13 protein-coding genes and 1 pseudogene are annotated in these 13,848 nt (G+C 70.3%); 6 read left to right on the top strand and 8 right to left on the bottom strand.

The annotated features are described in order from the left end of the window. The 7 genes and pseudogenes from AB0F81_RS46315 to AB0F81_RS46345 all read right to left on the bottom strand — a co-directional run. Positions 1–1,170 (bottom strand): annotated as a pseudogene (locus tag AB0F81_RS46315) (hypothetical protein); the annotation flags it as partial. 871 nt (positions 1,171–2,041) lie between these two features. Next, entirely contained in the window at positions 2,042–2,452 is a 411-nt protein-coding gene (locus AB0F81_RS46320) for a hypothetical protein (RefSeq protein WP_360209937.1), read from the bottom strand. 32 nt (positions 2,453–2,484) lie between these two features. Continuing rightward, a complete protein-coding gene (locus AB0F81_RS46325; RefSeq protein ID WP_360209939.1) occupies positions 2,485–2,967 on the bottom strand; it encodes a DUF6292 family protein in 483 nt (160 codons plus the stop codon). A gap of 118 nt (positions 2,968–3,085) precedes the next feature. Beyond that, positions 3,086–4,006 (bottom strand): pirin family protein, encoded by a 921-nt coding sequence (locus AB0F81_RS46330; RefSeq protein WP_360209941.1) that lies wholly within the window; start codon positions 4,004–4,006, stop codon positions 3,086–3,088. Continuing rightward, on the bottom strand, positions 4,003–4,425 hold the full coding sequence (locus AB0F81_RS46335) for a TIGR03618 family F420-dependent PPOX class oxidoreductase (protein WP_360209943.1): 423 nt from the start codon (positions 4,423–4,425) through the stop codon (positions 4,003–4,005). Before AB0F81_RS46335 ends, AB0F81_RS46330 begins: the two co-directional genes overlap by 4 nt. Then, positions 4,422–4,583, bottom strand: a complete 162-nt coding sequence (locus tag AB0F81_RS46340) for a hypothetical protein (protein ID WP_360209945.1) — start codon at positions 4,581–4,583, stop codon at positions 4,422–4,424. Before AB0F81_RS46340 ends, AB0F81_RS46335 begins: the two co-directional genes overlap by 4 nt. Beyond that, complete coding sequence (locus AB0F81_RS46345) at positions 4,580–5,968, bottom strand: DUF2252 domain-containing protein (protein ID WP_360209947.1); 1,389 nt, start codon at positions 5,966–5,968, stop codon at positions 4,580–4,582. Before AB0F81_RS46345 ends, AB0F81_RS46340 begins: the two co-directional genes overlap by 4 nt. A gap of 201 nt (positions 5,969–6,169) precedes the next feature. Between AB0F81_RS46345 and AB0F81_RS46350 the strand changes: the two genes are divergently transcribed. From AB0F81_RS46350 to mmsB, 6 genes are all read left to right on the top strand, one after another. Next, positions 6,170–7,153, top strand: coding sequence for a LacI family DNA-binding transcriptional regulator (locus AB0F81_RS46350; RefSeq protein ID WP_360209961.1), 984 nt, complete (start codon positions 6,170–6,172; stop codon positions 7,151–7,153). Between the two features lie 195 nt (positions 7,154–7,348). Further along, positions 7,349–7,627 carry a hypothetical protein gene (locus AB0F81_RS46355; RefSeq protein WP_360209949.1) on the top strand — a complete coding sequence of 93 codons (279 nt, stop codon included), beginning with the start codon at positions 7,349–7,351 and terminating at the stop codon, positions 7,625–7,627. Positions 7,628–7,643: 16 nt separating this feature from the next. Beyond that, a complete protein-coding gene (araA, locus tag AB0F81_RS46360; RefSeq protein WP_360209951.1) occupies positions 7,644–9,128 on the top strand; it encodes an L-arabinose isomerase in 1,485 nt (494 codons plus the stop codon). A 32-nt stretch (positions 9,129–9,160) separates the two neighbouring features. Continuing rightward, positions 9,161–10,288 carry a multiple monosaccharide ABC transporter substrate-binding protein gene (gene chvE, locus AB0F81_RS46365; protein WP_360209953.1) on the top strand — a complete coding sequence of 376 codons (1,128 nt, stop codon included), beginning with the start codon at positions 9,161–9,163 and terminating at the stop codon, positions 10,286–10,288. 81 nt (positions 10,289–10,369) lie between these two features. Next, positions 10,370–11,905 carry a multiple monosaccharide ABC transporter ATP-binding protein gene (gene mmsA, locus AB0F81_RS46370; RefSeq protein ID WP_360209955.1) on the top strand — a complete coding sequence of 512 codons (1,536 nt, stop codon included), beginning with the start codon at positions 10,370–10,372 and terminating at the stop codon, positions 11,903–11,905. Next, positions 11,902–13,155: a multiple monosaccharide ABC transporter permease gene (gene mmsB / locus AB0F81_RS46375; protein WP_360209957.1), complete on the top strand. Its 1,254-nt coding sequence runs from the start codon at positions 11,902–11,904 to the stop codon at positions 13,153–13,155. Before mmsA ends, mmsB begins: the two co-directional genes overlap by 4 nt. An 84-nt stretch (positions 13,156–13,239) precedes the next feature. Here the strand turns inward: mmsB and AB0F81_RS46380 are convergent. Further along, on the bottom strand, positions 13,240–13,848 hold a 609-nt coding region (locus tag AB0F81_RS46380; protein ID WP_360209959.1), incomplete at its 5' end, for a DUF1501 domain-containing protein.

A 13,848-nucleotide genomic window follows, 5' to 3' on the forward strand; every position in this document is an offset into this window, starting at 1 on the left:
GGCGCGGCCGTCCTGGGGGTGGACGCGGCCGTCCTGCGGGAGGGCGCGGCCGTCCCGCGTGCCGCGGCGAGCGGCCTCGGAGCGGTCGTCCGCCGGCATCGGCCCGTCGAGGGCAAGCTCGTCGTCCCAGCGTTCGGCGCGCCGGTCGTATCCGGCCGCGGGCTGGCGGGCTGCGCCCAGGTCGCGGTCCGGCTCCGGGTAGCTCTCGTCGGGGCGGTACAGGTCGTAGTCGTCGGGGACCTGGGCGCGGCCGGACGCCGGCCGCTCGTCGCGGCGGGGCGGGGCGGGGCGCCGGGATTCGAGCTCGTCACGACGGGTACGCCGGCCGCCGGGCGGGCGGATCGGGCCGAAGTCGTCTTCGTCGCGGGCCGGGCCGCGGCCCCGGATGTCACGTTCGTCGTCGTAGCGGTCGCTGCGCTGCGCGTACCGGTCGTCGGGGTGGGCGGGACCGCGCCGGCGCCGGTCAGCGCCGCGGGCGGGCTCTTCCCAGTACTCGTCCGAGCCCAGTTCGATGGTGCGGCCGCTGGGCGGCACGCGACGGTCGTCGTCCCAGTTGTCGTCCGGGCGGATCTCGACCGGGCGGCGGCGGCCGTTGCGCGCGGGCCCGGCGTCGCGGTCGTCCTCCCACATCTCGCCGGGCCGGACCTCGACCGGGCGGCGTCCGCGCCGCTGGTCGTCCCGGTCCGGGGACTCACGGCCGGAACGGCGGGGATCGTCGCGGCGGACGGGAGCGTCGTCGCGGTAGCTCTGCGCGTCGTACCGATCGCCGGACCGCCGTGACGCCTCGCGCTGCGGGCGGGTGCCGCGCCGCAGCTCGGGCCGCGCCGCCGGGTCGACGATCGGGAAGTCCGGCTTGTCGAAGTCGACGCCGAGCTCCGGACGGTTGAAGTCCACGTCGTCGAAGTCGTCGCCGGCCAGGTTCGGCTTGGAGGTGTCGATGGGCACGAAGTCGGGGTCGTCGAGCCAGCTGGGACGTTCCGAGTCGAAGGCGGCCCGTTTCGGCCGGCGCGCGCCGTCGTCGGCGTCCTGGCCGGATCGGCGCCGGGTCGGGATGACCGGGTCCGGTGCGGTACGCCGCTCGTAGTGCCGCTCCTGGATCACCGCGGACTGCGGCATGAACGAGTACTCGCTGTACTCGTCCTCCCAGTACTCGTCGTCCTCGTAGCTCATGAGGCGGCCCCGAGCCGGCTGGGGGTGAACCCGCTGCCCCGTCGCCGCATTCGTGCCACCGTCCTCACCCCTGTTCCACCTGCGCGCACCGGTGTCCGCCCCTCGCGCCCCGGTCGATCCCCTGCCACGTGGTGGATGTGGAAGGTTAATCACGGATTTGCGTAGTGCGCCACCGTGCCACGGAGCCCTGCCACCGGCCTCGCGGTGGGCCCGCGAGTGCCGACCGTCCCGGCGCCGCAGCTCGCCGGATGTGGTCGATCACCCCGGTATACGTCCGGGCGGTGCCCCCGGTTCAATGCCGTACGCAGTCACTATGGCGGGGATCCGACAGTTCGTGCGGGCGCGCGGTGCGGGTTCGCCCGATCAACGAGGGTCGTTGTCCGCAGGTGACGGGCCCGATGGCGACTTAAGAACCTTTTAAGCTTCTCTTCAGCCTCGCTACGAACTTGCGGGCGACCCCGAAAAGGTGACCCCGAAGGGCACCGGATGGCGCCGGGAGGATGCCGAATCGGACGACGGGAGTGTCGAAGGACACCCCGGGCATCTGCGGATCAAGGTGCGAACATCTGTCACGTTTGTTGTGCGCCCGGTTCACGGACCGGGCGCCCCGCTGCGGACACCATGTCGCGCGGGGCCCCGGAACGCCCGAGACCACGGACTCCCCGGCAGGCGGCCGCCGCCCCCCAGTACCAGCGGCCGCCACACGCCCGAGACGATCCGCGGGGGACGACGCCCCCGATGATCCTTCGCGGTTGCGGTTAGCGGCGTGACGCCGGGACGAGGGACGGCGGCGGGACCACGGTCCCGCCGCCGTTTCATCGTTGTAGGGGCCGCCGGGGTTCGCCAGAGGCAGTGGGGCCGCCGGGGTTCGTCAGAGGCGGCCGTCCGTGGTGAAGTGGCCGATCCGGCGCGGCAGCACCAGTCCCTGCTCGGCGAGGGCGGTCAGCAGCGCCGACAGTTCGGTGCGGGTGAGCGACGACGCGGCCGCCGGTTCCGGATGCGGCACGTCGAGGGCCGCGGCGGCTTCGATCGCGCGGGCGCCGATGGCCGCCTCGACCGCCCACACCCGGTGCGCGCAGAGCGCCGAGTGCGCGGAGACGGTCAGGTCGCCGTGCAGCCGCAGCAGGCGGCGCAGGTCGGCGGCGAGCTGTTGGATCGGTGGGCCGAGAGGTTGCGGTCCGGGCCGGCGCTTGTCGCGGATCGTTCGGAGGCAGCGCGGCAGTCCGACCGCGGCGGCGAGCGCCGCGGGCAAGGCGATGGTCAGCAGAAGTGGGAGGGTCAAGGCGCGCTCCTCACCGCGCAGTGCGTGGAGTTCTACCCCCGACCTTCCGCCGCGTTCCACGACTCGTCAACCGGACTTTGTGCGACGTGCGCATAGCGCCGCAGGGCGGCCTCGAAGGCCGGATCGGGCACCCCGGCGCGATGCCGCGGGAAGTCCAGGTCGGCCCGCGGCTCGCGGAGGCCGGGCACCTCGAGGCCGGCCGGCCACGCCACGGCGCGGACCACCGATCCCGGCGCGGCCACCCTGGGCAGGTCCAGCTTCTTCGTGGTACGAACCCCGCGTCCGTACGGGTCGTCCACGGTCAACAGCCACCAGCCGGTGTCCTCGTCCCATCCGGCGCCGGCCTGGTCGTGGTCCCACACCACCCGGCCGTGCAGCCGCACCTGCCGCACCAGGTCGAACGGGATCCACCCGTCGCGGGGCCGCCGGTCGTCGGCGCGCCAGTCGGCCACCGGCACCCCGGCAGCTTCGAGCGCCGCGGCGACCGCCCGGATGTAGCCGGTGTGGGTGCTCATTCGATGATCATGGCGGCCGTCGGGCGTGAGGGAAAGCGCATGCCCCGGCGCTCGCGCCGCGGCCGCGACGGACCGCCTGCTCGCGGTGGCACGGCGGAACCTCGCAGAACCCGTACGACTAAAAGGTCTTGCCGTGCCGGTCTCGCGCCTTCAGGCGCACCGTGGGGAGCTCGGGCGCCGGGAGGGGACCGGCGGCGCAACCGTCGACCGTGCCGAACCGCCGGCCGGCCATCCAGGCCTCGCGCGCCTCGACGATCTCCTCGTGGCTGCGGCCGACGAAGTTCCACCACATCACCAGGGGTTCGTCGAAGGGCTCGCCGCCGAGCAGGAAGAGCCGGGCCGGGCCGCCGGTCTCGACGGTGACCGTGGTGCGGCCGCCGTCCAGATAGAGCAGCGTGCCGGTTTCGAGGGTGGCGCCGGCGACGGTGGCGCTGCCGGACATGACGAGCAGGCCGTGCTCGAAGCCGGGTCGCAGGCTGACGGTGTGCCGGGCGGCGGCGCCGGTCACGATCTCCGCGCCGACCAGCGGGGTGTGGACCGTGGCGGGGGAGCGCAGGTCGCCGAGGCTGCCGACGACGACCGTGACGGTGACCGGGCCGTCGGTGGTGGACGGCAGCGCGGCGTGATGTTCGAAGCCGGCCGGGCCGGTGCGGGCACCGTCCGGCAGGGCGACCCAGAGTTGCAGGCCGTGCATGCCGTCCGGATGGTCCGGCGGGGTGAACTCGGAGTGGGCGATGCCGTGCCCGGAGGTCATCAGGTTCAGCTGTCCGGGAGCGATCAGCTGGTGGCTGCCCAGGCTGTCGCGGTGCTCGATGATGCCGTCGACCAGCCAGGTGACCGTCTGCAGCCCGGTGTGCGGGTGCGGCGGGACCTGCATGCCGGGCCGGCCGCGGACGTCGTCGGGGCCGAAGTGGTCGACGAAGCACCAGGCGCCGATCATGCGGCGTTCCCGGTGCGGGAGCAGGCGGCGCACCGTCGTCCAGCGTCCCAGGGGCACGTCGTGGCCGGGCAGCAGCACGCTGTCCACGGTCTGCGTCATGCCGGCGACTCTATGCCCGGCAGCAGCGCGGCGGAGCCCAGAATCCGGCTGATGCTGACCTCGATGGACACCCGGGAGGGGTTCGGGCGCGGGGTGCGGTAGCGCTCGGCGTAGCGGCGCACGGCCTCGGCGACCGGTTCCGGCTCGTCGCGGATCACGGCCAGGCCCTCGACGGTGCTCCAGCGCCGCCCGTCGACCTGGCAGATCGCCACCCGCTGCTGTCCACGCCGGATGTGCCGCACGTGCGCCGAGGTCACCGAGGAGATCACCCGGGCCAGGCCGGCGGCGACGTCGAGGGTGGCGCCGACCGCGACGACGTGCGGGGAACCGTCGGCACGCAGCGTGGTCAGCGTGCACAGGTGCCGTTCCGCCCAGAACTGCGCGAGCGCCGCCGAGTCCAGCGGAATCACCCCGCTCATGCGGTGCCTGTCTTCGGCATGCTCTCCCGGCCCTCGTCTGCTGTGTTGTCTACTGCGGTGTCGTTGTCTACTGCGGTGTCGTTGTCTACTGCGGTGTCGTTGTCTACTGCGGTGTCGTTGTCGGCTGCGGCTGAGTGCCGCTCGGTGCGGTCGCTCACGCCGGCTCCGCCGGCAGTTCGCCGCGCCGCACGGCTTTGACCAAGGCCGCGTGGTCGCTCTCGACCTGATCGGCGTACGTGCGGGCGAACCGGCTCAGTGACTCGTCGAGCTTGTTGCTCCCGCCCGCATAACCGGCGATCATGGACGCGCCGCTCGTCCGCGCGTGCGACTTGGCGAGCAGGTAGCCGCAGATCCCGGCGTAGTCGGCAAGCGCCCCGGCGTTGATGTCCTCCACCACGATCGCGCCTTTCATGTCGCGGAACTGGCGCACGTAGTACTGCCGGGTGCCGACGGTGGTCCAGCCGAGCAGCGGGTCGCTGACCGTCTGCAGTGCCTGCTGGTACTCGACGACCCGCTGGCCCTGATGCCGGTGCCAGGCCAGCGCGCCGTGCTGGTGTTTCGCGATCACCGAGCGGCGGGCCTGCTTGAGCTGGAGGAAGACCACGTCGTCGGGGCTGCTGCCCTCGCACAGCGCGACGTAGGCGCGCAGGCCCACCGAGCCGACACCGACCACCTTGTGGGCGATGTCGACGATCCGGTAGCCGCCGAGGATCCGGGCCCAGTGCGGTTTCAGGGTGTTCAGGTACCCGTCGAGCGCCTCGGCCAGCTGGTCGCGTTCCTCGTGCGGCAGCCGGGTGATCAGCGGCGGCTCCTCGACCAGGCGGGCGCTGCCGTCGTGCCGTTCGGTGAAGCGGGGCAGGGCCCGGTCACTGGTGCGGCGGCGGGCCCGGCGGGCGGCCCGCTCGATCTCGTCGCGGAAGCTGGCCCGGCTGGCCGCCGATCGCATCGCCTCGACGTCGAGCTGCGAGAACGAGCGGGCCAGCAGCGGCTGCTCGGCCAGGTGGGCGATCTGCAGCCGGTACTCCTCGACGCAGTGCTGCACGGCGTCGCTGCACGAGCTCTCCCGGAACCCGTTGACCCGGCCGGCCACGTGCACGCTGGTCACCAGCCGGCGCAGGTCCCACTCCCACGGCCCGGGGTGCGCCTCGTCGAAGTCGTTGAGGTCGAAGACCAGCTCGCGTTCCGGGGAGGCGTAGAAGCCGAAGTTGCCGAGATGGGCGTCGCCGCAGATCACCGGGGTGATGCCGGTGAAGGGCAGGGCGGCGAAGTCGTCGGCCATCAGGCCGGCGGTGCCGCGCAGGAACGTGTACGGCGAGGCGATCATGCGGCCCACCCGGACCGGGATCAGGTGCTCGACGCGGCCCTCGTGGGAGGCGGCCACCTGGCGGACCGGATCGACGCGGGCGTCCGGGGCCCGCCAGTGCGCCATGTCGGAGCGGGGGGAGCGGTCGCGCAGCGAGCGGCCTATCTCGTAGCGTTGCGCGCGCGGCGCGGCGGTCCGGCGCAGCGACGTGAATCCCTCGTCGTTTAGGCTTCCGAACACGACGGGTCCGCTGATCGTGGGTGACGCTTCCATCGCTGCCGAGCGTACGTGTTCTCCGATTGGCCGCACGCGGGGCTTATGGAATGCCTGGTGTTATCGATAACATTCCCGGTACGGGGGGCCTGCCGGCCTGCCGTCACGCTCCATCAGAACCGGACCGGACGAGGTGCGCAAGTGGACAAGGTAACCCGAAGCCCGGCGATGACCGATGTCGCCCGGCTGGCCGGTGTTTCGCACCAGACCGTCTCCCGGGTTCTCAACGATCATCCCAACGTCAAGGAACAGACCCGGATGCGGGTCCGGGCCGCGATCGCCGAGCTCAACTACCGGCCCAACCGGGCGGCCCGGGCGCTGGTCACCGGCCGCTCGCAGCTGATCGGCGTGGTCGCCCGCAACAGCACGCTCTACGGGCCGGCCTCGATGCTGACCGAGTTCGAGCAGGCCGCCGCGGACGCGGGCTTCGCGGTCAGCGTCGGCAGCGTCCGCGAGCTCGACCGCTCCTCGATCGCCTCGGTGGTGGACCGCCACCTGGATCAGCGGGTGGCCGGCCTGGTGGTCATCGCCAACACCGCCTCCGCGACGGAGGCGCTCGCCGAGATCCCCGGCGACATGCCGGTGGTCTTCATCGACGGCGACCCGGCCAGCGGCCGGCCGGTGGTGACCGTGGACCAGGTGGCCGGGGCCCGGGCGGCCACCCGGCACCTGCTCGACTTCGGGCACAAGACGGTCTGGCACGTCTCCGGCCCGACCGACTGGTTCGACTCGGCGGGCCGGATCCAGGGCTGGCGGCAGACGCTGGAGGAGGCCGGGGCGGAGGTTCCGCCGCTGCTGTCCGCCGACTGGTCGGCCGCGGAGGGCTATCGGGCGGGGCAGATGCTGGCCCGGATGCCCGAGGTCACGGCCATCTTCTGTGCGAACGATCACCTCGCGCTGGGGATCCTGCGCGCCCTGCATGAGCGGGGCCGGCGGGTTCCGCACGACGTGAGTGTGGTCGGGTTCGATGATGTGCCCGAGGCGGCGTACTTCATTCCGCCGCTGACGACCGTCCGGCAGGCCTTCGGTGACGTGGCCCGCGCGGCGTTGACCCTGCTCCTGGGTCAGATGCGGGACGAGCCGGACAGCCCCGACCACATCGTGGTGCCGCCGCAGCTGGTGGTCCGGCAGAGCGTGGGGCGGCCATCCTGAGGGGTGCTGTCGTGTGAAATTCCGTGGGGTTTAGTGTTCACCCGTGAGTGAACCGGTGTGCCGACGGGATGAGCTTGTTGATCGTGCTGGGTTAAACGGCCGTTACCGCCTTGTTGCCGACTGCCGTTGACACCGCAATTGTTAGCGATAACACTTGCTCACAACCCCTTCGGCCCCCTGCGGGGAGGTACCCCTTTGACGTACGTGATCGGTGTCGTGCCCGGCGTGGCCGGTGCGCGCCCGCCCGGCCGGACCTCGGCGTTGGCCGAGGGTGCCGCCGTCACCGCGCGTAAGATCATTGAGACGCTCCCGATGACGAACCGCCTGCTCAAGCAGGCTGCGCCTGAGTGGGTGGCGCCTGAGCGGGCGGACGCGGCGGTTCCCGGCCTGCCGCTCCCGGCGGCCGAGTCCGGCCGGGGCGAGAACACGGTGATGCGCGAGCTGCGTGCGATCCAGCACCGCGCATCCGTTTGAGAACAGAGGAAACGAGATGAACCCGCAGATCTGGTTCCTGACCGGTAGCCAGCATCTCTACGGCCCGGAGACCCTTCAGCAGGTCGCCGACCAGTCCGCCGAGATCCAGCGGACCCTGGCCGCCGGCGGTTTGAGCGCCGAGATCGTCGGCAAGCCCGTCCTCACCGACTCCGGCGCCATCAAGCGCCTCATGCAGGAGGCGAACGCCGACGCGAACTGCATCGGCATCATCGCCTGGATGCACACGTTCTCGCCGGCCAAGATGTGGATCGGTGGCCTGGACGCGCTGCGCAAGCCGCTGCTGCACCTGCACACCCAGCACAACGTGTCGCTGCCGTGGGAGTCCATCGACATGGACTTCATGAACCTCAACCAGGCCGCGCACGGCGACCGCGAGTTCGGGTTCATCCAGGCGCGCCTCGGCGTGCCCCGCAAGGTCGTCGCCGGGCACGTCTCGGACCCGGCGATCGTCGCCCGCGTCGACGCCTGGGCACGCGCCGCGACTGGCCTGCAGCACCTGCGTGGCCTGCGGTTGGCCCGCTTCGGCGACAACATGCGCGACGTCGCGGTCACCGAGGGCGACAAGGTCGAGGCCGAGCTGCGCTTCGGCGTCTCGGTCAACACGTACGGGGTGAACGACCTGGTCGCCGTCGTGGACCAGGTGCCGGACGCGGAGATCGACGCGCTGGTCGCGGAGTACCGGGACGCCTACGAGATCGTTCCGTCGCTGCTGGCGGACCGGCACGACTCGCTGCGCTACGCCGCCCGCATCGAGGCCGGCATGCGGCGCTTCCTCACCGAGGGCGGCTTCGGCGCCTTCACCACGAACTTCGAGGACCTCGGCGGCCTGCGCCAGCTGCCCGGCCTGGCCGTGCAGCGGCTGATGGCCGACGGCTACGGCTTCGGCGGCGAGGGCGACTGGAAGACCTCGGTGCTGGTCGCCACGGTGAAGGCGATGGGCGCCGGAACCGGACGCGGCACCTCATTCATGGAGGATTACACCTACCACTTCGGGCCGGGCGAGCCTAAGATCCTCGGCGCGCACATGCTCGAGGTCTGCCCCTCGATCGCGTCGGCCCGCCCCCGGGCCGAGATCCACCCGCTGGGCATCGGCGGCCGGGAGGACCCGGTGCGCCTGGTCTTCGACGCCACACCCGGCGCCGCCGTGGTCATGGGTATGGCTGACATGGGTGACCGGTTCCGGTTGGTCGCCAACGAGATCGAGGTGATCCCGCCGGACGAGCCGCTGCCGAATTTGCCGGTGGCCCGTGCGGTGTGGAAGCCTGCGCCCTCGTTGTCGACCTCCGCGGAGTGCTGGATCACTGCCGGCGGCCCGCACCACACGGTCCTCACCCAGGCGGTCGGCGCGGAAACTTTGCGCGATTTCGCCGAAATGGCGCAAACCGAGCTTCTAATGATCGATGACCGCACCACGCCGGCGGACTTCGCCGACCGGGTGCGGTGGAACCAGGCGTACTACCGGCTTTCCCGCCCCCTGTAACACCCGTTTCTCGAAGAGGAGATTGACGAAAAGTGCGATACCCACGGCTTGCGGCGATGGCGACCGCAGCATCTCTGGTCCTGACGATGGCCGCCTGCGGCTCCTCGGAGAAGACCTCGGAGAAGGGAGCCGGCAGCGCTGACAACGCCGGCGCCCTGATCGGTGTGACCATGCCGACCCGTTCCTCGGAGCGCTGGGTCAGCGACGGTGACAACGTCAAGAAGCAGCTCGAGGCGCTGGGCTACAAGGTTGACCTCCAGTACGCCGAGGACAACATCCCGACCCAGACCCAGCAGCTCGACAACCAGATCACCAAGGGCGCCAAGCTCCTGATCATCGCGTCGATCGACGGCACCGCGATCACCACGCAGCTGGAGAACGCGAAGGCGGCCGGTATCCCGGTCATCGCCTACGACCGCCTGATCCGGGACAGCCCGAACGTGGACTACTACACCACCTTCGACAACTTCAAGGTCGGTGTGCAGCAAGCCACCTCGCTGCTGACCGGTCTGAAGGTGCTCAACGCCGACGGCAGCAAGGGCACCGCGAAGGGCCCGTTCAACATCGAGCTGTTCGCCGGCTCGCCGGACGACAACAACGCGACGTTCTTCTTCAACGGCGCCAAGAGCATCCTCGACCCGTACATCGCGGACGGGACGCTGGTCGTCAAGAGCGGTCAGAAGGACTTCGACACCGTCGCCACGCTCCGCTGGGACCCGGCGACCGCGCAGAAGCGCATGGAGAACATCCTCACCGCCACCTACAAGGCCGGCACCAAGGTCGACGGCGTCCTCTCGCCGTACGACGGCATCTCGATCGGTATCCTCTCCGCCCTGAAGTCGGGCGGTTACGGCACCAGCGCCAACCCGTACCCGATCGTCACCGGCCAGGACGCCGAGGTCGCCTCGGTCAAGTCGATCATCGCGGGTGAGCAGTACGCCACCATCTACAAGGACACCCGTGAGCTGGCCAAGACCACCGTCGCGATGGCGGACGCGGTGCTGAAGGGCCAGACCCCGGAGACCAACAACACCAAGGACTACGACAACGGCAAGAAGGTCGTTCCGTCCATGCTGCTGGAGTCGGTCATCGTCGACAAGAGCAACTACCAGAAGGTGCTCGTCGACAGCGGTTACTACACGGCCGACCAGCTGAAGTGATCCGGGCTCCGCGCCCCGCCCGACCCCAGCGGGCGGGGCGCGGCCTACCCGGCCCCGAGTAACAGGCCCATAGGAGGGTCAATGAGCGACACGATCCTGCGGATGTCCGGAATAACTAAGACGTTCCCGGGCGTCAAGGCGCTGCAGGACGTCAACCTGGAAGTCCGCAGAGGTGAGATCCACTCGATCTGTGGCGAGAACGGGGCCGGCAAGTCGACCCTGATGAAGGTGCTCTCCGGCGTCTACCCGCACGGCACCTACGAGGGTGACATCGAGTTCGAGGGCGAGCCCTGCAAGTTCTCCGGCATCCGCGACAGTGAGCACCGCGGCATCGTCATCATCCACCAGGAGCTGGCGCTCGCGCAGAACCTTTCCATCGCGGAGAACATCTTTCTCGGCAACGAGCAGGCCAAGCGCGGCTGGATCGACTGGAACAAGACGAACCACGCGGCCGACGAGCTGCTGCGCCGGGTCGGCCTGGCGGAGAGCTCGGTCACCCCGGTCGTCGAGCTCGGCGTCGGCAAGCAGCAGCTGGTGGAGATCGCCAAGGCGCTCTCCAAGAAGGTCAAGCTGCTGATCCTCGACGAGCCCACCGCGGCGCTCAACGACGAGGACTCCGAGCACCTGCTGGGCCTGCTGCGCGGCCTGCGTGACGAGGGCATCACCTGTGTGATCATCTCGCACAAGCTGAACGAGGTCATGAGCATCTCGGACCGGGTGACGATCCTGCGCGACGGCAAGACCATCTGGACCGAGAACACCTCCGACCTGACCGAGGACAAGATCATCTCGGGCATGGTGGGCCGCGACCTGGAGCACCGCTACCCGGAGCACACGCCGACCATCGGCGAGGAGGCGCTGCGGATCGAGGACTGGACGGTGTACAGCCCCACCCAGCCCGACCGCGCGCTGGTCCGCAAGGCCAACCTGTCCCTGCGGCGGGGCGAGATCGTCGGGCTCGCCGGCCTGATGGGCGCCGGCCGTACCGAGCTGGCCATGAGCATCTTCGGCCGCTCCTACGGGGTGAACATCTCCGGCCGCCTGATCAAAGACGGCAAGGAGATCAAGGCGCGCACCGTCCGCGAGGCGATCGACCACGGAATCGCGTACGCGACCGAGGACCGCAAGCGCTACGGCCTGAACCTGATCGAGGACATCAAGCGCAACGTCTCCGCCGCCGCCCTGACCAAGCTCGCCAAGGGCGGCTGGGTCAACGGCAACGAGGAGTTCAAGGTCGCCGACGAGTTCCGCGCCAGCATGAACATCAAGGCGCCGAGCGTCGAAGCGGTCACCGGCAAGCTCTCCGGCGGTAACCAGCAGAAGGTCGTACTCTCGAAGTGGATCTTCACTGACCCGGACGTGCTGATCCTCGACGAGCCGACCCGTGGTATCGACGTCGGCGCGAAGTACGAGATCTACACGATCATCAACCGTCTTGCCGACGAAGGTAAGGCGATCCTGGTCATCAGCTCCGAGCTGCCCGAACTGCTCGGCATCTGTGACCGCATCTACACCCTCTCGGCCGGCCGGATCACCGGCGAGGTGCCGCGCGCCGAGGCGACGCAGGAGAGCCTGATGACTCTCATGACGAAGGAAGAACAGGAGGTCGCGCCGTGACGGTCGCACCCACCAACGCCGACCTGAGCGTCGGGGGCACCGGGCCGTCCGCGCCCGCGCCCGGCAAGGCCGGCTTCAAGCTCGGATTCGACCTCAAGTCGAGCGGCATCTACATCGCGTTCGCGCTCATCGTGCTGCTGTTCACGGTGCTCACCGGCGGCGACATGCTGGCGCCGCAGAACATCAGCAACATCATCGTCCAGAACTCGTACATCCTGGTTCTGGCGATCGGCATGATCCTGATCATCATCGCCGGGCACATCGACCTGTCGGTCGGCTCGGTGGTGGCGGCCTGTGGCGCGTTCTCCGCGGTCCTGATGGTCAACTGGGATCTGCCTTGGCCGATCGCGGTCATCGCGACCCTGGCGTTCGGCGCGGTGATCGGCGCCTGGCAGGGCTACTGGGTGGCGTACTTCGGCATCCCGGCCTTCATCGTCACGCTCGCCGGCATGCTGCTGTTCCGCGCGATCACCCTGATGATCCTGGGCAACCAGGGCATCGGCCCGTTCCCGGAGGAGGTCCGTACCCTCGCGAACGGCTTCACCAACGGGTTCCTCGGCAACATCGGCCTCGGCGCGCTCGGCGGCGCCGACCTGTTCAGCATCCTCGTCGGCCTGGCGGTCGTCGTCGGCATCGCGGTCGTGCAGTGGCGCGCCCGCGCCGGCCGGGTCCGCTACCACCAGGCCGTCGACCCGATGTGGCTGTTCGTCCTGAAGGTCGCCGTCCCGGCCGTCCTGGTCATGTTCGTGATCGTGCAGCTCGCCCGGTTCCGGAACCTGCCATGGGTGCTGGTGCTGCTCGCCGTCCTGGTGGTCGGCTACACCCTGGTCACGAACAAGGCCGTCTTCGGCCGCCAGATCTACGCCGTCGGCGGCAACCTGCAGGCCGCCACGCTCTCCGGCGTCAAGGTCAAGTCGGTGGTGTTCTGGCTGTTCGTCAACATGGGCGTGCTCTCCGCCCTGGCCGGCATCATCTTCGCCGGCCGGCTCAACCAGGCGAACCCGACCGCCGGTAACAGCTTCGAGCTGGACGCCATCGCCGCCGCGTTCATCGGTGGCGCGGCGGTGCAGGGTGGCGTCGGCAAGGTCGTCGGCGCGATCACCGGTGGTCTGATCATGGGTGTGATCAACAACGGCATGAGCCTGATCGGCGCCGAGAGCGAGGAGGTCATGCTCGTCAAGGGCGCCGTCCTGCTCGCCGCGGTCGCCTTCGACGTGTGGTCGAAGCGGCGGACCTCGGCCGCTCGCTGAAAGACGTGCCGCCCTGGTCCAGGGCCTTGGCGGGGTGGCACGAACGGGGCCGGTGCATCACGCACCGGCCCCGTTCTTTCTGTACTACCGGGCGGCGACCAGCCCGAACGCGGATGGCTTGACCCCCGGGAACACGGTGTTCAGCGCGCCGATTCCGCAGCGCTTCTGCAGCACCTCGCCGATCACCGAGCGGTAGTCGGTGGTGGCGGCCAGGTCACCGGCGATCAGCGCGCCCGGCTCCAGACCCGGCCACGCCGTGTAGACCTTGCCGCCGCGCACCCCGCCGCCGAGCAGCAGCATCGCGTTGCCGTGGCCGTGGTCGGCGCCCCGGGAACCGTTCTCCTGCACCCGGCGGCCGAACTCGCTGATCGTCAGCACGGTGACGTTCTTCATCGTGTCGGCGCCCAGGTCGGTGACGAAGGCGGCCAGGGCCTGGGCGAGATCGGTCAGGTTGTCGTACATGCGCTGGCCCTCGACCGCGGTGCCGAGACCCTCGTGCATGTCCCAGTCGCCGCAATCGACCGCGGCGGTGGCCAGCCCGGCCTTCGCCTTGATCAGCCGGGCCACGTCGCGCAGGGCGGCGCCGAGCTCGGTGCCGGGATACTTGGCGCCGTTAGCCGGCGAGTAGGCGGCCGCCTTCACGGCGCCGGTCGCGGACAGGGCCCGGCCGGCGGCGAGCGCCGGGGCGGCCAG

It is taken from the genome of Actinoplanes sp. NPDC024001, from assembly GCF_040638955.1.
GTDB lineage: Bacteria > Actinomycetota > Actinomycetes > Mycobacteriales > Micromonosporaceae > Actinoplanes.

Coding starts and splice junctions, on each gene's coding strand:
- mmsA (WP_360209955.1), top strand. CDS start 10,370: ATGAGCGACACGATCCTGCGGATGTCCGGAATAACTAAGACGTTCCCG.
- araA (WP_360209951.1), top strand. CDS start 7,644: ATGAACCCGCAGATCTGGTTCCTGACCGGTAGCCAGCATCTCTACGGC.
- AB0F81_RS46325 (WP_360209939.1), bottom strand. CDS start 2,967: ATGAGCACCCACACCGGCTACATCCGGGCGGTCGCCGCGGCGCTCGAA.
- AB0F81_RS46350 (WP_360209961.1), top strand. CDS start 6,170: ATGACCGATGTCGCCCGGCTGGCCGGTGTTTCGCACCAGACCGTCTCC.
- AB0F81_RS46330 (WP_360209941.1), bottom strand. CDS start 4,006: ATGACGCAGACCGTGGACAGCGTGCTGCTGCCCGGCCACGACGTGCCC.
- AB0F81_RS46335 (WP_360209943.1), bottom strand. CDS start 4,425: ATGAGCGGGGTGATTCCGCTGGACTCGGCGGCGCTCGCGCAGTTCTGG.